Genomic DNA, 21,859 nt, shown 5'->3' with positions numbered 1-21,859 from the left:
GGAGAGGCAGGATAGGGCGATGTTTCTCAATTTTCTCGACGAGCTGCGTAGCGCGGGCATCCCGGCCAGCCTCAAGGAGCATCTGCTCCTGCTCGAGGCGCTCGACGCCGAGGTGATCGAGCGCACATCCGAGGAATTCTATTACCTCTCCCGCGCGGTCTATGTGAAGGACGAGGGGCTGCTCGACCGCTTCGACCAGGTCTTCGCCAAGGTCTTCCGCGGGCTCGCCACAAGCTATGGCACGACGCCGACCGACATCCCCGAGGATTGGCTGAAGGCGGTCGCCGAGAAATTTCTCACCCCCGACGAGATGGCCGCGATCCAGTCACTGGGCTCGTGGGACGAGATCATGGAGACGCTCAAGAAGCGGCTCGAGGAACAGCAGGGACGCCATCAGGGCGGCAACAAATGGGTCGGTACCGGCGGCACCTCCCCGTACGGCAATGGCGGCTACAACCCCGAAGGCGTGCGCATTGGCGGCGAGAGCCGGCACAAGCGCGCGCTCAAGGTCTGGGACCAGCGCGAGTTCCGCAATCTCGACAACACCCGCGAACTCGGCACGCGCAACATCAAGATCGCGCTGCGACGCCTGCGCCGGTTCGCGCGCGACGGGGCCGCGGACGAACTCGACATCGACGGCACGATCGCCGGTACCGCACGTCAGGGCTATCTCGACATCGTCATGCGCGCCGAACGCCGCAATGCGATCAAGATGCTGCTGTTCCTCGATGTCGGGGGATCGATGGATCCCTTCGTCAAGCTTTGCGAAGAACTCTTCTCGGCCGCGACCACCGAGTTCAAAAATCTCGAATTCTATTATTTCCACAATTGCCCCTACGAGGGCGTGTGGAAGGACAACGCGCGCCGCTTCGCCGAGCGTACGCCCTTGTGGGACGTGCTCCACAAGTTCGGCCATGATTACAAACTCGTGCTGGTCGGTGACGCATCGATGAGCCCGTACGAGATCACCCATCCCGGCGGCTCGGTCGAGCATTTCAACGAGGAGCCGGGCGCGGTGTGGATGCAGCGCCTGACGACCACCTATCCGTCTGCGGCATGGCTCAACCCCGTGCCCGAGGCGCAATGGGGCTATTCGCAATCGGTCCGCATCATGCGCGAACTGATGACCGACCGCATGTACCCGCTGACACTCGCCGGTCTCGACGACGCGATGCGTGAACTGACCCGCAAGCGCTAAGGCCCCGCCTGCGCGATCCCGTAACGGAACCGTCATGGACCCGGTCGGTTTAGCGTGCATCATCCCTGTGCGAGGAATAGCTTATGTCGTCGATCCCGAATTCCGCCATGCCCCATGCCAAGGTCAAGCATGACGACGACGCCGCGCCGGCCCCCGCCGCGAAGGGCGACTGGATGGACGATGCGACGGACGCGGCAAAGGCCGGCATCGCCACCGCCACCGACGCGGTGAAGTCGCACCCGAAGACCGCGATCGCGGTCGGCGCCACGCTGGTCGCCGGCATTGCCGCCGCGATTGCCGCACCTGCGCTCCGCGCAAAGGACGCACCGGAAAAGAAGACCCCGCCAAAGCCCGCGCCCAAGAAGCCCGGCAAGCCGAAAAAGGCTCACTGAGGGAAATGTGTGGCCCGCCGGCAACGGTGGGCCATAGTCTTTTGTATCTTGGCGGGCTCAGGCCGGGTGAACGATCCCGCCCATCATCGCCGCCGGCACCCCCGTTGTGCCCGGAAAACTGATCGGCAGCCCGCGGAGCGTCCGCACCGCCATATAGGCGAACCCTTCCGCCTCCAGCGCATCGCCGTTCCACCCAAGCGCGTCCGTCGCCTCAACGCCGAGCCCGGTCACCGCGGCGATCATGGCCAGCATCGTCGGATTGTGACGTCCACCGCCCGCGACCAGCAGCCGCTTGGGTCGCGCGGGCAGATGCCGTACCGCATCCGCAACCGTCTGCGCGGTGAATGCGGTCAGCGTTGCCGCACCATCCGCCGCCGACAGTCCGCGTGCCGGCTGTATGGTAAAGTCATTGCGATCGAGCGACTTGGGCGGCGGTGCATCGAAGAACGGGTGATCGAGCATCGCCGTCAGTACCGTCTCGTCGACGCGCCCCGCCGCCGCCAGCGCGCCCCCCTTGTCGTAGCGCGCGCCCGTCTCCGCCTCGACCCAGCTGTCGATCAGGCCGTTCGCCGGCCCCGTATCGAACGCGACCAGCGAGTCGTTGCCATTTGTCGCACCGGGAATGAAGGTGATGTTGCCGACCCCGCCCAGGTTCAGCACCGCGACCGGCCCGTCGAGCGTGGACGCCAGCGCCGCATGGTAGACCGGCAGCAGCGGCGCGCCCTGCCCCCCCGCCGCCACATCGGCCGACCGGAAATCGGATACCGTCGTGATCCCCGTCGCGCGTGCCATCGCAGCGCCGTCGCCGATCTGCCAAGTCCAGCCGCGATCGGGCCGATGCGCGATCGTCTGTCCGTGGAACCCGATCACATCGATCTCCGCCGCGGCGACACCGGCATCCGCCAGCAGCTTGTGTACCGCGAAGACATGCGTACGCGTGATGAGATCGCCCGCGGCGACGATCGGCGGACTGGCGCGCGGCCGATCGAACGTCAGCGCCATACGTGTCGCGTCGGACAGCTCCGCGCGCGCCGCATCCGAATAAGGCTCCCCACGGAACGCGATGGGGCGGACCATCGCCTCGCCATCGGTCTCGATCAGCGCGGCGTCGATCCCGTCGAGCGACGTCCCCGACATCAATCCAATCGCCAGCATTTTGGGTCCCTTTCCCTGTCCTCAGACCCGGCCATGACGGATCGCATCTCGACCGCCTAGAAAAAACCGAACTTTGCGCCTATGTGCGCGGCTCCCATGGCAACCATACTCCCCACTCCGCCCAAGATCGGCATGGTCTCGCTCGGCTGTCCGAAGAACCTCGTCGACAGCGAGCGGATTCTCACGCAGCTGCGCGGCGACGGCTATCAGATGTCGCCCGACTATGCCGGTGCCGACGTTGTCCTCGTCAATACCTGCGGCTTTCTCGATTCGGCGAAGGAAGAAAGCCTCGAGGCGATCGGTGAAGCCATTGCCGAGAACGGCCGCGTCATTGTCACCGGCTGCATGGGCAAGGAAGCGGACGCGATCCGCGCGCGCTTCCCGCAGGTGCTCGCGATCACCGGTGCGCATGAATATGAGCAGGTCGTCGGCGCGGTCCACGAAGCCGCCCCGATGCCGCCGTCCGCGTTCCTCAACCTGATCCCGGATGCCGGGCTCAAGCTGACGCCGCGCCACTACAGCTATCTGAAGATCTCGGAAGGCTGCAACCATCGCTGCTCCTTCTGCATCATCCCGAGCCTGCGCGGCGATCTCGTCAGCCGCCGCCCCGACGCGATCTTGCGCGAAGCCGAAAAGCTCGTCGCCGCGGGCACGAAGGAACTGCTGGTCATCAGCCAGGATACGTCGGCCTATGGCGTCGACCTGCGCCACTCGGTCTGGCCGCTGAAGGGTGGCGGCGAGGTTCGTGCGCACATGACCGATCTCGCGCGCGAACTCGGCAAGATCGCACCGTGGGTACGGCTGCATTACGTCTACCCCTATCCGCACGTCGACCACGTCATACCGTTGATGGCGGAGGGCCTGGTGCTGCCCTATCTCGACATCCCGTTCCAGCATGCCGCGCCATCGGTGCTGCGCCGGATGAAGCGCCCCGGCAATGATGCCAAGGTGCTCCAGCGCATTCACAAATGGCGTGAGATCGCGCCCGACATCACGATCCGCTCGACCTTCGTCGTCGGCTTCCCCGGCGAGACCGAGGAGGATTTCCAGTATCTGCTCGACTGGCTCGACGAGGCGCAGCTCGACCGCGTCGGCGCGTTCCGGTTCGAACCGGTCGAGGGCGCGGCGGCCAACCTGCTGCCGGACCATGTGCCCGAGGCGCTCAAGGAAGAGCGGTACGCCCGGATCATGGAAAAGACTGCGGCGATCTCGGCAGCGAAGTTGCAAGCCAAGATCGGCCGGACGCTCGACGTGATCATCGACGTAGTCGACGACGAGGGGGCGACGGGTCGCTCACAGGCGGATGCGCCCGAGATCGACGGCGAGGTCTTCCTGCGCGACGCAGGTCACCTGACGGTCGGCGACATCGTACCCGTGACGATCGAGGATGCCGACGACCATGATCTGTACGGCGTGCCGGTCTGACGCGCCTGCGTCGGTCTTGACGCAACGGTACTACCCCAAGGTGCACGCGAAAACGCCTGCACCTTGGGGCTCACACGTTCAGACGACGTTGCGACCGGTGAACAGCTTCACGAGCACCACGATCACCGCGATCACCAGCAGGATGTGGATCAACCCGCCCGCGACGTGAAAGGCGAAACCGGCAAGCCAGAGGACGAGCAAGATGACGGCGATGGTCCAGAGCATGGCAGTTCCCAATCTGTTGTGATGACGTGATCGATGCCGCTGAAACGTCCCCGCACTCGAGCGTGTTCCGCCGTTTAACCTGATATGGGTTAAGCTCCTCAGCTGGCTCGACATTAAGTTGCGGCGTTGCACCGCCACCCGCCTTCTGCTTCGATGTCGCCATGCTGTTTCGCCTGTTCACGCTCGCCGCGCTCGCGCTTCCCCTCCCAGCCATCGCCCAGTCGCTCACGCCTGCGGAAACCTCGCAGATCGATACGCTCGTTGCCGGTTCGCTCCGCGATACGGGCGTCCCGTCCGCATCGATCGCGATCGTGCGCGGCGGGCGGATCATATTCGCCAAGGCCTATGGCAAGCCGTCGGAAACGATCGCCGTGGCGGATCCGGCGTTGCCCTACCAGATCGCGTCGATTTCGAAGCAATTCACCGCCGCCGCGATCCTGCTGCTCGAGGATGAGGGCCGGCTGAGCCTCGACGATACGGTGGCAAAATATGTCCCCGGCGTGACCGGCGGCGACCGCATCACGATCCGCCAGTTGCTCAGCCACACCTCGGGCCTGCAGGACTATTGGCCGCAGGATTACAGCTTTGCGGCAATGGCGACCCCCGTCACGCCGCAGCAGATCGTCGATCGCTGGGGGAAGAAGCCGCTCGATTTCGAGCCGGGCACGCAGTGGCAATATTCCAACACCGGCTATGTCGTCGCGGGCCTGATCGTCGAGAAGATCGCGAAACAACCGCTGCTCGACTTCCTGCAGCAGCGCATCTTCAAGCCGCTCGACATTCGCGCACTCGATCAGGACAAGGCGATCGGCAAGGGCTTTCCACAAGGCTATGGCCGTTTCGCGCTCGGGCCCGTCCGTCCCGAGACGCCGAGTGCGCAGGGCTGGCTCTATGCCGCGGGCGAGCTGTCGATGAGTGCGCGGGACCTCGCCAAATGGGACGTAGCGCGGCTTACCCGCACCACGCTGCCCGCGGACGACTGGGCGGCGCAGGAGACCCCTATCAGGCTCGTCGACGGATCGACCAATGGCTATGGCCTCGGCGTCTCGACTGGCACCACCAACGGGCGTCGCTACGTCGAGCATAGCGGCGAGGCGGTCGGTTTCCTGTCCGAGAACATCGTGTATCCCGACGATCAGGCGGCGATCGTCGTGCTTACCAACAGCTGGTTCAGCGATGCGGTCGGCCGCATCTCGAGCGGGATCGCGAAGATCGTCCTGCCACCCCCCGCCGCGAGCGCAGAAGATGCCGCCGCCCTGCCCAGGGCACGCGCAGTCTACGATCAGCTCCGCACCGGCACGCTCGACCGCAGCCGCCTGACCGAGGACGCCAATTTCTATTTCAAGCCGGTCGCGCTCGCGGACTATAAGTCGAGCCTCGGCGCGCTCGGCGAACCGACCGGTTTTGCGCAGACCGGCCGCGCCCGCTTGCGCGGCGGCTTCGTCAACCGCACCTATCGCATCACCTATCCCGACCGTACGCTCTCGCTCAGCACCTATGCCGAACCCGGTGCGAGCGGCCGGTACGAACAATTCCTCGTGGCTCCCTCTCAGTAACTGGCACGCAATGACCGATTTCTCTTCCCTGCTTCAGCCCGACCGCGGCCAGCCCGCCACGCCGATCCACGTCGTCCGTCCGGAGGAGTTTGCGAGCTGGCTCGGTGCTCAGCCGCCGCGCATCCGCACCGCGGTCGCGGCGCATGGCCTGACCGGCAAGCCCGGCGACCGCGCCGTGCTGCCCGGCGACGCCCCTGACACATGGTCGATGCTGCTCGTCTGTGACGAGGCGATGTCGTCGCCGTGGCGGATCGCCTCGCTCGGTGCCACACTCCCCGCGGGCACCTACCGCCTCGCGCAGGGCAACGTGGGGGGTGCCGGACTCGGCTGGATGCTCGCACAGCATCAGTTCGATCGCTATCGCAAGCCCGCCGCGAAGCCTGCGCGCGTGTTGCTGACGAGCGAAGTCGCGTCGATCGAGCCGACGATCCGTCTTGCCGAGGCGACCGCAATGGTCCGCGACCTCGTCAACACCGGCGCATCGGATCTCGGTCCCGCCGAGCTCGAGACGGCGGTCGAAGCGCTCGCCGCACGGCATGGCGCGACCGTGACGACGACGCGCGGCGACGCGCTCGCCAGCGGCTATCCGATGATCCACGCGGTCGGCCAGGCAGCATCGGAGGCACGCGCGCCCCGGCTGATCGAGCTCGAATGGGGCGACCCCACGCACCCGCGCGTTGCGCTGGTCGGCAAGGGCGTCTGCTTCGACTCGGGCGGCCTGGACATCAAGCCGTCGGCGGGCATGCGGCTGATGAAGAAGGACATGGGCGGCGCCGCGCACACGCTCGCCCTGGCCGGGCTGGTGATGGGGGCGAAGCTCCCCGTCCGGCTCCACCTGCTCATCCCCGCGGTCGAGAATGCGATTGCCGGAAATGCCTTCCGCCCGGGCGACGTACTCGACACGCGACAGGGCATGACGGTCGAGAATACCAATACCGATGCCGAGGGGCGGCTCGTTCTCGGCGACGCACTGACCCGCGCGGTCGAGCACCGCCCTGCGCTGGTCCTCGACTTCGCGACGCTGACGGGCGCGGCGCGTGTCGCGCTCGGCCCCGATCTTCCGCCGCTGTTCACCGACGACGAGACGCTCGCGGCCGAGCTGATCGCCGCCAGCCATGACCAAGCCGACCCGCTCTGGCGGATGCCGTTGTGGAACGGGTATGACGACATGCTCAAGTCGGACATCGCCGATCTGGTCAACGCGCCCGATGGCGGTTTTGCCGGCGCGATCACCGCGGCGCTGTTCCTGCGCCGCTTCGTGCCGCCCGGCATCGCCTGGGCGCATCTCGACGTGTTCGCCTGGCGCCCGATTGCGAAGCCCGGCCGCCCCAAAGGGGGCGAGGCCTATGCCTTGCGCGCCGCCTTCGCGATGCTGAGCACGCGGTACGGCGCCCCCTGACCAAAGGCCTGACGCGGCACGCCCGACGATAGGGCGTGCCGCGCTCTCGGCGGGTCAGCCGACGCTGTCGATGCTCGCCGCGGCCTCGATGATCGGGACGAACTTGTCCGCAGTCAGGCTGGCGCCACCGACCAGCGCGCCGTCGACATTCGCGGTCGTTAGGATCGCCGCGGCATTGCTGCCCGTCACCGACCCGCCATAGAGGATCCGCACGCCCGCTGCCGCATCGCCGATCAGCATACGCAGCTTCGCCCGCGCGATCGCATGAATCGCGGCGATCTCGTCGAGCGTCGGGGTGCGTCCGGTGCCGATCGCCCAGCGCGGCTCATAGGCCAGCGTGAACCAGCTCCCGTCCGCATTGTCGGGCACCGACTTCTCGATCTGCGCCTGCACGACACGTTCGGCCCGGTCGGCATCGCGTTCGGCCTCGGTTTCGCCGCAGCACAGGATGACGCGCAGCCCCTGCCGCCGCGCCGCCGCCGCCTTCGCCCAGGCGTCGTGGCTGGTTTCGTGCTGGTCAGCACGGCGTTCCGAATGACCGACGATCGTGAAGCGCGCACCCGCTTCCTTCACCATCCCCGCCGAAACGCAACCCGTATGCGCGCCCGAATCGGCCTCGTGCACATCCTCGGCACCGATCGCGAGCGCCGGCGCGCGATCAGCCGCCGCGGCGATCAGCGTGAAGGGCACGGCAATTTCCACATCGACGTCCGGCGCCGCCGCCGCCGCCGCCGCGATCGCGTCGAGTTCGGCCAGCGCCGCGCGCGACCCGTTCATCTTCCAGTTTCCCGCTACCAACTTGCGCCGCATCGCACTCTCCCGATCATCATCGGTCCCGGATAGCGCCGACACGGAACGGCACAAGCTTGAAGCGCGCCGATGCGCACCGTAAAGCGGAAGGAACTCAGTCCCTGTCGATCGGCCATTCATGCTCAGTTTCTTCCGCCGCCTCACCCAGTCGAGGTTCGGCGTGATCATCACCTTCGGCCTCCTCGGCGTCATCGCACTCGCCTTCGCGGCGGGTGACATGACCGGGTTGGGCGGCGGAACAAGCGGCATCGCCGCCGACGACGTTGCCACGGTCGGCAAGGCGGACGTGACGGCGAACGAGCTTCGCACGCGTGTCCAGACCGAGATAGAAGGTTTCCGCCAGCAGCAGCCGACGCTCGACATGGCGAGCTATGTCCAGCAGGGCGGCTTCGACGGCACGCTGGATCGCATCACGGCGAGCCTCGCGCTCGAGCAGTTCGGCCGGCAGCAGGGCATGGTCGTCAGCAAGCGCGCGGTCGACGGGCAGATTGCCAGCATCCCCGCGCTGCAGGGCCCGACCGGCAAGTTTGATCCGTCCCTGTATCAGCGCGTGCTGGTCGAACGGAAGCTGACCGACGCGCAGATCCGTGCCGACATCGTCCGCGACACCTATGCGCAGCAGCTGATCCTGCCGACGCGCGGCGCGTCGCAGGTCCCGAGCCAGCTCGCCCTCCCCTTCGCCTCTTTGCTGCTCGAGAAGCGCAGCGGTCTGGTGGGCTTCATCCCGACCGCCGCGGTGCCCGCCGGCCCTGCGCCGACCGACGCCGAACTGAACGCCTTCTATCGTCGCAACGTCGCGCGCTACACGATCCCCGAACGCCGCGTCATCCGCTACGCCGTCGTCGACGCGGCGCAGGTGAAGGCGCAGGCCGTCCCGACCGACGCCGAAATCGCCGCGCAATATCAGCAGGATCGCGCGCGCTATGCCCCGACGGAGAAGCGCACGATCACGCAGGTCGTCGTCGCCGATCAGGCGGGTGCAGCCGCGATTGCTGCCAAGGTGAAGGCCGGAACCGCGATCGCCGATGCCGCCCGCGCCGCCGGGCTCGAGGCATCGACCCAGACGGGTGTGGAGAAGGCCGCCTATGCCGGCACGACCAGCCCGCAGGTCGCGAATGCCGTGTTCGCGGCAGCGAATGCCGCGGTCGTCGGCCCCGTCCGTACGCCGCTCGGCTGGACGATCGCTCGCATTGATTCGATCCAGAACGTCCCCGCCAAGACGCTCGACCAGGCACGGGGCGAGATCGCCACAGCACTCAGCGCGCAAAAGGCGCAGGCAGCGCTCGGCAAGATCCATGACGCGATCGACGACGGCCTGTCGGACAATGCGACGTTCGACGAGATCATCGCGGACCGCAAGCTGACCGCGATCACCACGCCCGGCCTCGTCGCCAACGGCACCAACCCCGACGCGCCCGCCACCCAGCCCGACGCCGCTCTAGCGCCGATCGTCAGTGCCGCGTTCCAGGCCGCCGAGGGCGATGCGCCGCAGATGGTCCAGACCGGGTCGGACGGCAGCTTCGCGGTCGTCGCGCTCGGCCGCGTCGTTCGCGCCGCACCCCGTCCGCTCGCACAGGTCCGTCCTGCCGTGATGCGCGACCTGATGGCCGACCGCGCCGGCCAGGCCGCCCGCAAATATGCCAATGCCGCACTGGCCCGGATCAACAAGGGCATGCCGCTGCAACAGGCGCTGGGGCAGTCGGGCTTCCTAGTCCCACTCGCGCGCCCCGTCACGGCGTCGCGCGCACAGATCATGCAGAACCCCGAAAACACCCCGCCCGTGCTGCGCCTGATGTTCAGCATGGCGCAGGGTACCGCCAAGACGATCGCCGGCCCCGATGGCTGGTTCGTGGTCAAACTCGACAAGATCGATCGCGGCAACGCGACCGGCAACCAGGCGGCGATCCAGGCCGCTCGCGGTTCGATCGCGCGCAGCGTCGGTCGCGAATATGTCGACCAGTTCGTCAAGGCCGTCCGCGCGCAGGTCGGCGTGAAGACCAATCCGAAGGCCGTCGCCCGCGTCCGTGCCGAACTGCTGGCACAGGGTGGTTCCAATAACTGAGCTCGCACGCGCGGCGCTCGCCGCCGGACGCCCCGCCCTTGTCTGGCGGCGGCAGGTCGCCGACACGGAGACGCCGGTCGCCGCCGCCCTCAAGCTCATTGAGCCGGGGCGTGGCGACTTCCTGCTCGAATCGGTCGAGGGCGGCGCAACGCGTGGACGGCACAGTCTGATCGGCCTCGCGCCCGATCTGCTGTTTCGTGCCGCGGGTCATCGTGCCGAGATCAACCGTCACTGGTCGACCGATCGCGAGGCGTTCGAACCCTGTGCGCTGCCCACGCTCGATGCCCTGCGCGCTCTCGTCGCCGAATGCCGCAGCGACGTCCCGGAAGAGCTGCCGCGCGCGCTCGCCAGTCTGGTCGGGTATTTCGGCTATGAGACGGTCGGCCTGGTCGAGGCCTTGCCGCAACCCGACCGCGACCCGCTCGGCCTGCCCGACATGATCTTCGTGCGTCCCTCGGTGGTTCTTGTTTTCGACCGGCTCGCCGACGCGCTGTTTCTGGTCGCCCCCGCCTGGCCGGATCCCGCGATGGATCCCGCCACGATCGTCGCGCGTGCCGAGGAGCGGCTCGACGCCGTCGCCGCGAAGCTCATGACCACGCCGGTACCGGCGCCGGTCCGGGCGGTCTCACCAGAGCCGTCCTACACGCCGGCGCTGTCGCCGGATCATTACGGTGCGATGGTCGCGCGCGCTAAGGATTACATCGTGGCGGGCGACATCTTTCAGGTCGTCCTTGCCCAGCGTTTCAGCACGCCGTTCACGCTCCCGCCGTTCGAGCTCTATCGCTCGCTCCGGCGGATCAATCCGTCGCCTTTCCTCTATCACCTCGATCTTCCCGGCTTCGCGCTGATCGGATCCTCACCCGAGATCCTCGTCCGCGTTCGCGACGACGAGGTGACGATCCGCCCGATCGCCGGGACCCGCCCGCGGGGCCGCAGTGCTGCGGAGGACGAGGCGAACCGGACCAGCCTGCTCGCCGACCCGAAAGAACGCGCCGAGCATCTGATGCTGCTCGACCTCGGCCGCAACGATGTCGGACGGGCATCGGCGCCGGGTTCGGTCCGCGTCACGGCAAGCTATGGCGTCGAATTCTACAGCCACGTCATGCACATCGTCTCGAACGTCGTCGGGTCGCTCGCGCCCGGCAGCGACGCGCTCGATGCGTTGTTCGCGGGGTTCCCCGCCGGCACGGTCAGCGGCGCACCAAAAGTCCGGGCGTGCCAGATCATTGCCGAACTCGAACCCGAACGGCGGGGCGCCTATGCCGGCGGCGTCGGCTATTTCTCCCCCGACGGATCGATGGACTCGTGCATCGTGTTGCGGACCGCCGTGGTGAAGGACGGGATGATCCATGCACAGGCGGGGGCGGGAATCGTCGCCGACAGCGATCCCGTGTCCGAACAGCGCGAATGCGAGGCCAAGGCCGGGGCGATCCTCGCCGCCGCCCGCGAAGCGGTCGCGCGCGCCGGCGGGACGTCCTACGGGCAGTAATCCCGCCATCGTTCGACAAACACAGTAAAAGGCCGCGGGCGTCAGGTGACGACCGCGGCCTAGGTCCGGATAGAGCTCGCTGTGGCGTCAGGGATCGATCGCCTGCCCCGCAGCCTGCGCACGACGCTCGGCCGAATAGGCACGGGCCCGTGCGAGCGCGCATCCCGACTGTCCGCCCGTACCGACCGGCGAACAGGTGTCCGGCAGCCCGCCCGCGACGCGGCCGACCTGATCGACGGTTGCAGCCCGGTTGACCCAGCTCTGGTTCTGCGCGGCGATCGGTGCGGTATCGCGCAGTTCCTTGGGGATACGATAGGGTTGGTCGAGTGTCGAACAGACGACGATCTCGCCATTGGTCGATGTCGGGCACTTCTGCCCAGCCCCCAGCGTGACGCTGCGGATGCGCTGCGGGGGCTGGCCTTGTTCGGCCGTCTGCTCCTGCGCCGAAGCGAGGGCGGGAAGCGCGATCAGCGCGGCGAGGACGGTGAGACGGAACATTGGTAGAAAACTCCTTGCATACGCACAACGTCTGCCGCCGCAGGTTGCTCCGTGCTGAATAGCATGCCCCGCGCTTTGCCCTGCACCGATTATGGCCGACATAATGTGCAGCGTCGCCCGATGCGCATCCCCGTTGCACCGTCTTCGACTTCGTCTATGGCGAACGCATGATCCTGGTCGTCGACAATTACGACAGCTTCACCTGGAACCTCGTCCATTATCTGATGGAACTGGGTGTCGAGGTGGAGGTCGTCCGCAACGATGCGATCTCCGCTGGACAGGCCCTGTCGTCCGGCGCGGAGGCGTTTCTCATTTCCCCCGGCCCCTGCACGCCGACCGAAGCGGGCGTCAGCCTCGACCTCGTCGCCGCCTGCGCGGATGCCGGCAGGCCGCTGCTCGGCGTCTGCCTCGGCCATCAGGCGATCGGGCAGCATTTCGGCGGCAAGGTCGAACGTGGCGGGCTGATGCACGGCAAGACGTCGCCGGTCGTCCATGACGACACCGGCCTCTATGCCGGCCTCCCTTCGCCGTTTATCGCGACGCGCTATCACTCGCTGATCGTCAACGCGGTCCCCGATGCGCTGGTCGTAAACGCGACCGCGCAGGATGGCAGCGTGATGGGGTTCCGCCACGCGACGCTGCCGATCCACGGGGTGCAGTTCCATCCAGAGAGCATCGCGACCGAACACGGCCACGCGATGCTCGCCAATTTCCTGACGCTGGCGGGGATTTCGCATCAGCTGCCCGACCGCCTGCGCGAGGGGCTCGATCGATGACGACCACCGTGCTCCTGCCAGATCCGACGACGCCGCTGTTGCGCGAGACCGCGCGCGAGGCGTTTGCCGGCATCCTCGACGCGCGCGCCAGCGAGGACGCGATCGCCGCATTCCTGATCGCCATGTCCGAGCGTGGCGAAACTAGTATCGAGATCGCCGAGGCCGCGCGTGCGCTGCGTGAGCGGATGATCCCGATCGATGCGCCGCCGGGCGCGATCGACGTCTGCGGCACCGGCGGCGATGGCCACCATACGCTCAACGTCTCGACCGCCGTCGCACTCGTCGTCTCGGCCTGCGGCGTGCCGGTTGCCAAGCATGGCAACCGTGCCGCCTCGAGCAAGGCCGGCGCCGCCGACACGCTCGAAGTCCTCGGCCTCGACATGGACCGCGCGGGTGCGACGGCCGAGGCCAGCCTGCGCGACATCGGCATCGCCTTCCTGTTCGCCGCCAATCACCATCCGGCGATGAAGCGGATCACCCCGATCCGTCAGCGTATCGCCAGGCGGACGATATTCAACCTGATGGGGCCGCTCGCCAATCCCGCGCGAACGACGCGTCAGCTCATCGGCATCGCGCGGCCCGATTATGTCCCGCTCTACGCCGATGCCCTCGCCCAGCTCGGTACCCAGGCCGCACTCGTCGTCTCCGGCGAGGAAGGGCTCGACGAACTGTCCGGCGCGGGCCCCAGCGTCGTTGCGTCCATCGGCAACGTCGTGCTTCCCGCGCGCGTCACGCCCGACGATGCAGCGTTGCCGCGGCATGCGATCACGGCAATTCGCGGCGGTGATGCCGCCTATAATGCAGGGGCGCTCCGCCGCCTGCTGAAGGGCGAGGCGGGTGCCTATCGTGACGCCGTCCTGCTCAACGCCGCCGCGGCCTTGATGGTCGCCGGGACCGTCCCCACCCTTGTCGCTGGCGCGGCGTTCGCCGCCACCGCCCTGGACACCGGCAGCGCCGACGCGCTGCTCGACCGCTGGATCGCCTACTGACATGACCATGCTCGACCGTATCCTCGAGACCAAGCGCGCCGAAGTCGCCGCGCGCAAGGCCACCACCTCGTTGTCGGACATCGATGCCGGCATCGCCCGCATGTCCGCGCCGCGCGGCTTCCGCGCCGCGCTCGATGCGAAGTCCGGCTATGCCTTGGTCGCCGAGGTCAAGAAGGCAAGCCCGTCCAAGGGGCTGATCCGCGCCGATTTCGATCCCCCCGCGCATGCCCGCGCCTATGAGGCGGGCGGTGCCGCCTGCCTCTCGGTGCTGACCGACGAAAAATGGTTCCAGGGCGCTGACGCCTATCTGTCCGCCGCGCGCGACGCCGTGTCGATCCCGGTCCTGCGCAAGGACTTCATGGTCGACCCGTGGCAGGCGACCGAGGCGCGCGCGATCGGCGCCGACGCGATCCTGATCATCGTCGCCGCGCTCGACGATATTCAGATGGCGGAGATCGAGGCCTCAGCGCTCGAATGCGGCATGGACGTGCTCGTCGAGATCCACGACGCGCACGAACTCGATCGCGCGCTCAAGCTCAAGTCGCGGCTGATCGGGGTCAACAACCGCGACCTGCGCGACTTCACCGTCGACTTCCAACGGACCTACGACCTGGTCGACAAGGCACCGCGCGACTGCACGTTCGTCGCCGAAAGCGGGCTGACGACGCGCGCCGACCTCGACGCGATGGCCGAGCGCGGGATCCGGTGTTTCCTGATCGGCGAGGCGCTGATGCGCCAGGACGATGTCGAGGCCGCGACGCGGGCACTGGTCGGATGAGCCAGCTGACGCATGTCGATGCGGCGGGTGCCGCGCGGATGGTCGATGTCGGCGGCAAGACGCCGACCGCACGCGAGGCGGTCGCGACCGGCCGGATCACCATGTCGGCCGAGGCCGCGCGCGCGATCGCCGAGGGCTCGGCCAAGAAGGGCGACGTCATCGCCGTCGCCCGCGTCGCGGGGATCATGGCCGCCAAGCGGACCAGCGACCTGATTCCGCTCTGCCACCCGCTGCCGCTGACCAAGATCACGCTCGACCTCGACGTCGACGCCAGCGGCGTCACCGCGACCGCGACCGTCGCGACCGACGGCAAGACCGGCGTCGAGATGGAGGCGCTCACCGCGGTCGGGGTCGCGCTGCTCACCGTCTACGACATGGCCAAGGCGATCGACAAGGCGATGGAGATCGACGGGATCCGCCTGCTCGAGAAGCGCGGCGGCAAGTCCGGGGACTGGTCCGCACCGCGCTGACGCGGGCAGACCAGTCTTCCGTCGTTACAACCCGATCTGCAGGCTTGCGCGCAGCGACAATGCGGCGCGGCCCTGCTGCTCCTCGGCGTTGAATTCGCCGCCGAAGCGGAACGCCGCATTGCCCCCGACCGCGCGCAGCTTGCCGACCCAGCCGCTTGTCCGCTCCTCGGGTGTCAGCGTGAACGCGGTCCCGCCGGCAAAGGCCGCGGTCGTCGCACCCAGCCCCCCGCCAACGAGTTCGCGCCGCCCGCCCTCGAGCTCAAAGCGGAACCAGCCTGCGTCCTGGTTCTGCCCGCCGAGATCGAGACCCAGCGCCGCGCTGCCGGTGACCGCCAGTTCGTCGCTGCTGCGCGACTGGACGACCAGATCGATCGCGGTGCCGCCCCCGGTTTCGCTATAGCCGTCCTCCTTCAGCTTGTAATAATCGACCGCGATGATCGGCCGGAACGAGATATTGCCCAGATCGGCATCATAGGACAGGCCGCCCGACGCCGAGTAGAGCGTGCCGTTCCAGTCCGCGCTCGACACGCGCTGGACCGCCTCGGTCCCCGCGGTGCCGGCAAATCGCCGCACGCCGTCGAACCCGATCCGTGCACCCGAGGCGCGGGCATTGGCGTTCAGCCCGCCCCAGTGCCCACGCCAATAGGCCGCGAGCTCATACTGATTGGAACTGACTTCGTTGCTGGTCCCCTCATCGGCATCGCGACCGCTGAGATAGGCGAGCGAGGCACCGATATTGCCCAGCCCGGTCTTGTATTCGGCCCCGCCGGAGACGCCCCAGCCGGTCACGTCATAGCCGCCGGTATCGCCGATGCTCTTCGACGTGCCCCAGCCGACCTGGCTGACCCAATAGCCCCACTGCCCCTCGTCCTTGAACGGGCCGTGCGGGTCGGCGATCACCCGGGCGGTCGCGCGCGAGCCCATCGTCACGGTCTCGAACGTCCCGCCGGCATGATCCGGAAGCATTTGGCGCAGCGATCCGCGAAATGCGTCGCCGTCATTGATGTTCAGGAACGCCTGGCCGACCTTGGCGTCAGTACCGAGCGCCGCATAGACCGCATTGTAGGCGGAAGTCTGCGAGCGGTTGAGGCCGAGTTCGACCGTCGTCTTGCGGACGATGTCAATCGCAACGTCGTTGCCCGTGCCCGTCGCGACATTACCCTTGTAAAGGAACGGCAACAGCGTGGTCGAGGCGGTCAGGTTTGCCGCGCCGGTCAGGCTCCCCGCACGCAGGACCGTGTACCGTCCTTCCGCACCGGTGATGCTGGCGAGCTTGAGCGCGAGCTTGGTGTCCTTCTCGAACGATGCCACCCCGGCGACGGTGATCGACGTCCCCGTCCCCCCGGTCTTGTCCAGCGTCACCGCCAGCACGCTGCCCGAACCCATCGCCAGCGACGCGATCGTTGCCGCCTTGGTCAGGTCGAGCGTACCGCCTGCGACCGTCACCGCCAGCCCGCCGCTGTTCGCGAGCGTGCCCGAAAAGCGCGATGTCCCGCCGATGGTCAGCGTGTCCGCCCCGCCACCGAAATCCGCCGCGCCGCTGAACACCGCCGTCCCGGCAAGTGCCATCGTGTCGTTGCCGGTGCCGAAGAGCGCCGCCCCCGCATAGGCTGCGTCGCCCGACAGCGCGAGACGGTTCGCGCCGCCGCCGAACCGGGTCGTGCCCGACACGGTGCCATCGGCGATCTCGAACACGTCGTTCCCCGTACCGAAGCGGACGTCGCCGACGATGCTCGGCGCCGTGACGCCCGCCGCGACCGCGGTTTGGCGGACGGTGGCGCCCGCCGTCGTTGCAGACAGGTCGATCGCGACGTTGCGCTCCGACGTCGCGAGTGCACCGCTTGCGGTGATCGCCCCGCTATTCTCCACCAGCGTCACCCGGCCGGACCGGTCGAGGATCGCGGTGGCGCTGCCATCGGCGGCCTGTGCGCTCGCCTTGATCGTCCCGCTGTTGCGGATCGTGCCGACCGTCGCGCCCGCCTCGACGAGGACCGCGCTCGACAGCGACGCGGTCGTACCGCCGCCTGCCGCCGCGATCGTTCCGGCATTGCGCAGTTCGGGCGTCGTCGTGCCGCTGCCGATCCGGATCGCGGTCGCACTCGCCCCGTTGGCCTGCGCCTGGACCGTGCCGTTGACCGCAATCCCGTTGACGATCGACACGCTGCCACCAAGGCCGCCGATCGACAGGCCGGTCGCGGTGACACCCGCATAGACACCGCTGCCACCGATGCCGCCATCGACGATCAGGCCGAAATTCGTGCCGCTACCCGCGACTGCGCCGATCGCGACCGCATTGGTCGCCGACCCGATCTGGACCGCGGGCGCCGCGCCATAGGCGGTCACCGACGCCGATCCTTCCTTGCTGTCGTCGATCCCGTCCTTGTCCTCGTCATTGTCGGTCGTGCTGGCATCCTTTGGCGGCACCGCGAAGACGATCCCGCCCGACACGTTGCCCGCGACGACCAGCGCCGATCCGCCCTGCAACAGGTCGTCGGCATCAAGCTTCGACGGATCCGCCGGCGCGGTGGTGGTGCGGTAGCCCGTCGCGCCGAGCGCCCCCTGCACCACCAGCGCACCGGTGATCGCGCCATCGAGCCGGACCGCCACGGCTCCCTGCCCGATCGCCGCCACCGTCCCGGCAAGCCGGACGTTGCCGGTGATGTCGCTCGTCCGCACGCCGACGACGTTCGTTCCCGTCACCGCAATCGTGCCCTCGGTCTTGAGCGCGCCGGACAGCGGGCCGCCGAGCCAGATCCCTGCGGACTCGTTCCCTTCGACCGTGATCGCGCCCGTATTGGTGATGGCACCGCTATAGGCGCCTGCGGTGCGGATGCCGGTCCGGCCGCTGCCCGCAGCGAAGGGGCCGTCGAGATCGCCATCCTTGTCGACGTCGGTCGCCTCATAGGTCTCGTCGACGATGATCTTGCCGCTGTTCGTGATACCGCCGCCGGTCCCCGCAACCGCGAGAATGCCCGTGGCATTGTCCGCATTGGTGACCTGGACGGTGCCTTCGTTGGTGACGGCATGCACGCTGTCGATCGTCACCGCCGTGCCGCCGGCAGGGGTCACCGATCCCGCCGTCGTGATCCGGATCGCATCCGGCGCCCCGGCCTTCACGGTCGAGGTCCGCACCGCATCGGTGCGCTTGGTCTCGATCGTGGTCTGCGCATGGGCCGGAACGACCGCCATCAGGCAGGTAGAGGCAAGCAGGATACGACGCATGAACCAGGTCCCTTTTCGAATATGTTTCGAACACAGGACGGAACCATTGCCGCGCAGCCTTGCCGGGCTGCGCAGCTTTTCAGAATGCCGCGTCTATCCCCAGGCGCAACGTGCGAGGCCGCAATGGCGTGATCTGGCCGCTGCCGATCTGGAACGGCGTGCCAAGCGCGAAGCGATTGCCGGTGCCATCCGTCAAATTGGTCACGCCGAGCGTCAGACCCAGTGTCGGCCGGCCGACCCGCATTGTCAGCGCGGTGTCGAGATAATCGCCCTGCTCCTCCCCGAGCACCGGGCCGATACCGAGCCGGGAGCGGCCGACATAGCGCGCCCAGCCGTAGACCCGCAGGTCGAGGTCACCGCAGAGCGGCCGGCTATAGTCGAGCCCCAACCGCCCTGCGAACCGGGCGATATTGGGAACCTGGCTCATCCGCGCGAACGCCAGGGCATAGGCCTGGCTGGGTTCGGTCACCCGGCTGTCGTTATAGGTCAGCCCGGCGTCGATCGTGAGCCCGGCGACCGGTCGCCAGGCGGCCGCCGCGCTTGCCGACCAGATCCGGCCGTTGCCGATATTGGCAGTGCTCGGTAGCCCCGACCCGTCGATGAAGTCCGCCTGAATATCGTCCCAGAGCGTATGTGACAGCCCGGCCGACACGGATACCGCGTCGATCCCGCTCTGCCCGAACCGTATGCCGCTTTCGATCGTGCGGACCCGGTCGTTGCGGAACCGCCGGACGAAGTCGCTCTCGATCGCGAGCCCGCCGGGCCGGAACCCCTGCTGGTACCGGGCATAGAGCGACAGCCGCGGCAGCACGGTTGCGATCAGCGATCCGGACGGCAACAGGCTCGTTTCACGACGACTGGCGGTCACCTGCGCACGCGCGAGCGCGACCGGAGCGAGGGCCTCCGCCAGATCCTGGCCCGTTCCCGACAGCGCGGCCCGTGTCACGCGCGCGCCGCCGGTCGCGATCAATCCGGGGAACAGCGCGACGCTGGCCTCGCCATAGAGCGTCGCCTCGTCGATCCGGTTGGTAACGCCCGTCACGGGCACCGGTGCCTCGACTGCGCCGAGTGCGCGCGACAGCCGCGTCCGGTTGTGCGTGAAGCTGCCGCCCACCACCCAGCCGAAGCCGGCGCGCATCGGCCGCCACAGCCGGGTCTCGTTGGTCAGCATCGCGGTCGCGTTGCGCTGCACGAACAGCCGCGGATCGCCGTTCACCATGGTGGCGTCATAGCGTTCCGTCAGCGTCTGCCCGACGATCGCCGTCGACGATCGCAGCATCAGGCCGCCAAGCGTGCCCGACACGACCAGATCGCCCATCCGGTAGTCCGCACCGAAGCCCTGTACGACGGCACTGTTCCGCGTGCGGGGCGGCGCGTCGCGATCGGTATATTGGCTGTCGTCGCCGCGGGTCCGCTGGTACACGCCGCCCAGATCGAGCGTCCAGTTGCGCCCCAGATCGACACGCAGCGTACCCCGCCCTCCGGCGATGCTGGTGCGGTTCACGTCGCTCTGCCCGAGCGTCGGGTTGTCGATATACCCGCCCTCCGTCACCGCATAGCCCACGATACGCAGCGCCATCCGGCCCTCCATCACAGGCAGGTTGAGCGTCGCGCCGATGTCGCCGCCGGGGTCGCCATGCGTCGTCGCGGACACGCCCGTCGCGATGGCGGCCGTCGTGTCGTCGATCACCGGCGCGTTGGGGACCGTGCGGATGATGCCGCCAAGCGACCCTGCGCCGTAGAGGGTGCCCTGTGGCCCCTCGAGCACCTCGACCGACGCGATATCGTAGAGCCGCAGGTCGGGATCGGGCGCGTTGTAGCTGAGCCGGATGTCGCCGAGATACTGGCCGACGGTCGTCTGCGTCGGGCCGGTGAAGCTCGAATCCGCAATGCCGCGAATGAACAGCTTGTTGCGCCCCGCACCGAGATGCGTCGACGACACGCTCGCCAGCCGCGCCAGCACCGCGTCGCTGCCCCCCGCGCCGCCAAGCGCCAGGTCGATTCCGTCGAGATGCGCGACCTGCCCGGCGAAATCGCGCAGCCGGGTGTCCCGCTTGCTGGCGGCGACGATGATATCGGCCCCTGCGATGGTCGTAACCGCGGCATGGGCGGTGCCCGGCGGCAGACGGCGCTGTGCCGCAGGTGGCGGCGCGGCGCGCGCGACCAGACGCCACCCCCCGGCCCCTGCGGACCGTATCGTCGACCCCGTCGACCGTGCGAGCTTTGCGAGCGCCTGCCGGGCCGTAAAGCGGCCCCGGATCGCGGGGACGGGTCGTGCCCACAGAACCGGGTCGTCGACGGCGATGCTGACCCCCGCCTGCCGCCCCAGTGCCATGACGGAATCGCCCAGACGGCCCGCGCGCAGGTCGAGCGATACCGGCCCCGCCGCAGCCGACGCAGCGGTCAGCCCGGCGATCGCCACCGCGACGACGAAGACCACGCCCCCCCGAATCACCGTGCCGACATCGTCCAACCCTGTGCGGACCGCCGCATCGTCACGTCGAGCAGTGCGGCGAGCGGCATGGGGTCACGCGCGAGCCCGGCCGTGGCGATCGTCGCACGGACGCGGCGATCGGCGATCTCCGGTGCCACCGCGATCGTGATGCCCAGCGTTCGCGACAGATCGTCCGCGACTTCGGTCATCGGCGCATTTTCGAACGCCAGCCGCCCCTCGCGCCACGATCCGACCGCCGTGGCATCGACCGTGATCCGCATCACACCGCCGCGCGTGGCCACCACACCCTGCCCCGCCGTCATCCGGATCGCGTTCGGACCCGGATCGTAGTCGACCGCACCTTCGGACACGGCAACGCGCATGCCGTCGCTGGTCCGCTTGACGTCGAAGGTCGTGCCGACATCGACCAGGCGCGTCTCGCCGACCCGGACCTCGAACGGATCCGCCGCATCATGCGCGACGACGAACATCGCCTCGCCACGATCAAGCGTCGCGATGCGCGCATCACGTCGATCGATCGTCACGAGGGACCCGCCGGCGAGCATGATCCGGCTTCCCTCAGCGAGGAGGATCGTCCGCGCGGCCCCCGGCGCCGCCTCGACGGCATAGGGTTGGGGGCGGCGCTCATAGACCGAAAGGCCGGCGACGACCGCCAGCGATGCGGCGATCGCCCCGCCGGCCCACCGTCCTATCCGCTGCGGCGCGCGTCGTGACGGGCTGGCCATCGGCGGCGCCACCGCCCCCCCCTGCGGTGCGCGCGCCAGTGCGACGCCATCATCGATTGCGGCGTTCAGCGCATGATAGCGCGGGGCATGCGTCGGGTCCGCCTCCATCCACGCCATGAAGCCGGGCCAGTCGTCGAATGCGGGATCGCCCGTCCGCACGATCCAGTCGAGCGCCTGTGCGTCCAATGCGGTGTCGTCCTGCGCCATCATGGCCTCCTGACTGGCTTGACGGAGA

The 21,859-nt window shown here is 68.2% G+C and carries 18 protein-coding genes; 11 read left to right on the top strand and 7 right to left on the bottom strand.

What is annotated here, in order from left to right; translation table 11 throughout:
- The first annotated feature begins 19 nt into the window (after positions 1-19).
- Together SOM18_RS00410 and SOM18_RS00405 are read left to right on the top strand one after the other, a co-directional pair.
- On the top strand, positions 20-1,198 hold the full coding sequence (locus tag SOM18_RS00410; protein ID WP_031439883.1) for a vWA domain-containing protein: 1,179 nt from the start codon (positions 20-22) through the stop codon (positions 1,196-1,198).
- A gap of 83 nt (positions 1,199-1,281) precedes the next feature.
- Positions 1,282-1,590 carry a hypothetical protein gene (locus SOM18_RS00405; protein WP_056676217.1) on the top strand — a complete coding sequence of 103 codons (309 nt, stop codon included), beginning with the start codon at positions 1,282-1,284 and terminating at the stop codon, positions 1,588-1,590.
- A gap of 57 nt (positions 1,591-1,647) precedes the next feature.
- Here the strand turns inward: SOM18_RS00405 and SOM18_RS00400 are convergent, their stop codons facing one another.
- Positions 1,648-2,745 carry an anhydro-N-acetylmuramic acid kinase gene (locus tag SOM18_RS00400; protein ID WP_320481142.1) on the bottom strand — a complete coding sequence of 366 codons (1,098 nt, stop codon included), beginning with the start codon at positions 2,743-2,745 and terminating at the stop codon, positions 1,648-1,650.
- Between the two features lie 96 nt (positions 2,746-2,841).
- Between SOM18_RS00400 and rimO the strand changes: the two genes are divergently transcribed.
- Positions 2,842-4,170: a 30S ribosomal protein S12 methylthiotransferase RimO gene (gene rimO / locus SOM18_RS00395; protein ID WP_031439880.1), complete on the top strand. Its 1,329-nt coding sequence runs from the start codon at positions 2,842-2,844 to the stop codon at positions 4,168-4,170.
- Positions 4,171-4,248: 78 nt separating this feature from the next.
- Here the strand turns inward: rimO and SOM18_RS00390 are convergent, their stop codons facing one another.
- Positions 4,249-4,395 carry a lmo0937 family membrane protein gene (locus tag SOM18_RS00390; protein ID WP_107045915.1) on the bottom strand — a complete coding sequence of 49 codons (147 nt, stop codon included), beginning with the start codon at positions 4,393-4,395 and terminating at the stop codon, positions 4,249-4,251.
- Positions 4,396-4,556: 161 nt separating this feature from the next.
- Between SOM18_RS00390 and SOM18_RS00385 the strand changes: the two genes are divergently transcribed.
- Both SOM18_RS00385 and SOM18_RS00380 read left to right on the top strand, forming a co-directional pair.
- Positions 4,557-5,951, top strand: coding sequence for a serine hydrolase domain-containing protein (locus SOM18_RS00385; RefSeq protein WP_320481140.1), 1,395 nt, complete (start codon positions 4,557-4,559; stop codon positions 5,949-5,951).
- Positions 5,952-5,961: 10 nt separating this feature from the next.
- Positions 5,962-7,350, top strand: coding sequence for a leucyl aminopeptidase family protein (locus tag SOM18_RS00380; RefSeq protein WP_031439878.1), 1,389 nt, complete (start codon positions 5,962-5,964; stop codon positions 7,348-7,350).
- A 54-nt stretch (positions 7,351-7,404) separates the two neighbouring features.
- Here the strand turns inward: SOM18_RS00380 and tpiA are convergent, their stop codons facing one another.
- Positions 7,405-8,160 (bottom strand): triose-phosphate isomerase, encoded by a 756-nt coding sequence (tpiA, locus tag SOM18_RS00375; protein WP_031439877.1) that lies wholly within the window; start codon positions 8,158-8,160, stop codon positions 7,405-7,407.
- Positions 8,161-8,278: 118 nt separating this feature from the next.
- On the opposite strand from tpiA, the gene SOM18_RS00370 reads away from it, so the two are divergent.
- Complete coding sequence (locus SOM18_RS00370; RefSeq protein WP_320481139.1) at positions 8,279-10,222, top strand: peptidylprolyl isomerase; 1,944 nt, start codon at positions 8,279-8,281, stop codon at positions 10,220-10,222.
- Entirely contained in the window at positions 10,206-11,711 is a 1,506-nt protein-coding gene (locus tag SOM18_RS00365) for an anthranilate synthase component I family protein (RefSeq protein ID WP_320481137.1), read from the top strand. Before SOM18_RS00370 ends, SOM18_RS00365 begins: the two co-directional genes overlap by 17 nt.
- An 87-nt stretch (positions 11,712-11,798) precedes the next feature.
- Here the strand turns inward: SOM18_RS00365 and SOM18_RS00360 are convergent, their stop codons facing one another.
- Positions 11,799-12,209, bottom strand: a complete 411-nt coding sequence (locus tag SOM18_RS00360) for a hypothetical protein (RefSeq protein ID WP_031440380.1) — start codon at positions 12,207-12,209, stop codon at positions 11,799-11,801.
- 167 nt (positions 12,210-12,376) lie between these two features.
- Here SOM18_RS00360 and SOM18_RS00355 point away from each other — a divergent pair, with 167 nt between their 5' ends.
- Genes SOM18_RS00355 through moaC form a run of 4 tightly spaced genes read left to right on the top strand, consistent with a single transcriptional unit; the run spans position 12,377 to position 15,222 of the window.
- Positions 12,377-12,985 (top strand): anthranilate synthase component II, encoded by a 609-nt coding sequence (locus SOM18_RS00355; RefSeq protein WP_031440381.1) that lies wholly within the window; start codon positions 12,377-12,379, stop codon positions 12,983-12,985.
- A complete protein-coding gene (trpD, locus tag SOM18_RS00350) occupies positions 12,982-13,974 on the top strand; it encodes an anthranilate phosphoribosyltransferase (protein WP_031440382.1) in 993 nt (330 codons plus the stop codon). Before SOM18_RS00355 ends, trpD begins: the two co-directional genes overlap by 4 nt.
- A 1-nt stretch (position 13,975) precedes the next feature.
- On the top strand, positions 13,976-14,752 hold the full coding sequence (gene trpC / locus SOM18_RS00345) for an indole-3-glycerol phosphate synthase TrpC (RefSeq protein WP_031440383.1): 777 nt from the start codon (positions 13,976-13,978) through the stop codon (positions 14,750-14,752).
- Positions 14,749-15,222 carry a cyclic pyranopterin monophosphate synthase MoaC gene (gene moaC / locus SOM18_RS00340; RefSeq protein ID WP_031440384.1) on the top strand — a complete coding sequence of 158 codons (474 nt, stop codon included), beginning with the start codon at positions 14,749-14,751 and terminating at the stop codon, positions 15,220-15,222. The genes trpC and moaC overlap by 4 nt, the downstream gene beginning before the upstream one ends.
- Before the next feature lie 24 nt (positions 15,223-15,246).
- Here the strand turns inward: moaC and SOM18_RS00335 are convergent, their stop codons facing one another.
- The 3 genes from SOM18_RS00335 to SOM18_RS00325 all read right to left on the bottom strand — a co-directional run bounded on the left by SOM18_RS00335 (position 15,247) and on the right by SOM18_RS00325 (position 21,831).
- Positions 15,247-18,444: an autotransporter outer membrane beta-barrel domain-containing protein gene (locus tag SOM18_RS00335; RefSeq protein WP_031440385.1), complete on the bottom strand. Its 3,198-nt coding sequence runs from the start codon at positions 18,442-18,444 to the stop codon at positions 15,247-15,249.
- A 79-nt stretch (positions 18,445-18,523) separates the two neighbouring features.
- Positions 18,524-20,899 (bottom strand): TonB-dependent receptor domain-containing protein, encoded by a 2,376-nt coding sequence (locus SOM18_RS00330; RefSeq protein WP_031440386.1) that lies wholly within the window; start codon positions 20,897-20,899, stop codon positions 18,524-18,526.
- Positions 20,896-21,831, bottom strand: a complete 936-nt coding sequence (locus tag SOM18_RS00325) for a FecR family protein (protein WP_031440387.1) — start codon at positions 21,829-21,831, stop codon at positions 20,896-20,898. The genes SOM18_RS00330 and SOM18_RS00325 overlap by 4 nt, the downstream gene beginning before the upstream one ends.
- Between the last annotated feature and the right edge of the window lie 28 nt (positions 21,832-21,859).

The organism is Sphingomonas sp. CFBP9019 (assembly GCF_034045155.1).
GTDB classification, from domain to species: domain Bacteria; phylum Pseudomonadota; class Alphaproteobacteria; order Sphingomonadales; family Sphingomonadaceae; genus Sphingomonas; species Sphingomonas aerolata.
Note: the sequence above shows the minus strand (reverse complement) of the source record. Positions and strands in the feature narration are given on the sequence as shown.

Coding starts and splice junctions, on each gene's coding strand:
- SOM18_RS00390 (WP_107045915.1), bottom strand. CDS start 4,395: ATGCTCTGGACCATCGCCGTCATCTTGCTCGTCCTCTGGCTTGCCGGT.
- trpD (WP_031440382.1), top strand. CDS start 12,982: ATGACGACCACCGTGCTCCTGCCAGATCCGACGACGCCGCTGTTGCGC.
- SOM18_RS00370 (WP_320481139.1), top strand. CDS start 8,279: ATGCTCAGTTTCTTCCGCCGCCTCACCCAGTCGAGGTTCGGCGTGATC.
- SOM18_RS00405 (WP_056676217.1), top strand. CDS start 1,282: ATGTCGTCGATCCCGAATTCCGCCATGCCCCATGCCAAGGTCAAGCAT.
- SOM18_RS00360 (WP_031440380.1), bottom strand. CDS start 12,209: ATGTTCCGTCTCACCGTCCTCGCCGCGCTGATCGCGCTTCCCGCCCTC.
- tpiA (WP_031439877.1), bottom strand. CDS start 8,160: ATGCGGCGCAAGTTGGTAGCGGGAAACTGGAAGATGAACGGGTCGCGC.
- SOM18_RS00380 (WP_031439878.1), top strand. CDS start 5,962: ATGACCGATTTCTCTTCCCTGCTTCAGCCCGACCGCGGCCAGCCCGCC.
- moaC (WP_031440384.1), top strand. CDS start 14,749: ATGAGCCAGCTGACGCATGTCGATGCGGCGGGTGCCGCGCGGATGGTC.
- SOM18_RS00410 (WP_031439883.1), top strand. CDS start 20: ATGTTTCTCAATTTTCTCGACGAGCTGCGTAGCGCGGGCATCCCGGCC.
- SOM18_RS00400 (WP_320481142.1), bottom strand. CDS start 2,745: ATGCTGGCGATTGGATTGATGTCGGGGACGTCGCTCGACGGGATCGAC.
- SOM18_RS00335 (WP_031440385.1), bottom strand. CDS start 18,444: ATGCGTCGTATCCTGCTTGCCTCTACCTGCCTGATGGCGGTCGTTCCG.
- SOM18_RS00325 (WP_031440387.1), bottom strand. CDS start 21,831: ATGGCGCAGGACGACACCGCATTGGACGCACAGGCGCTCGACTGGATC.
- SOM18_RS00355 (WP_031440381.1), top strand. CDS start 12,377: ATGATCCTGGTCGTCGACAATTACGACAGCTTCACCTGGAACCTCGTC.
- trpC (WP_031440383.1), top strand. CDS start 13,976: ATGACCATGCTCGACCGTATCCTCGAGACCAAGCGCGCCGAAGTCGCC.
- rimO (WP_031439880.1), top strand. CDS start 2,842: ATGGCAACCATACTCCCCACTCCGCCCAAGATCGGCATGGTCTCGCTC.
- SOM18_RS00385 (WP_320481140.1), top strand. CDS start 4,557: ATGCTGTTTCGCCTGTTCACGCTCGCCGCGCTCGCGCTTCCCCTCCCA.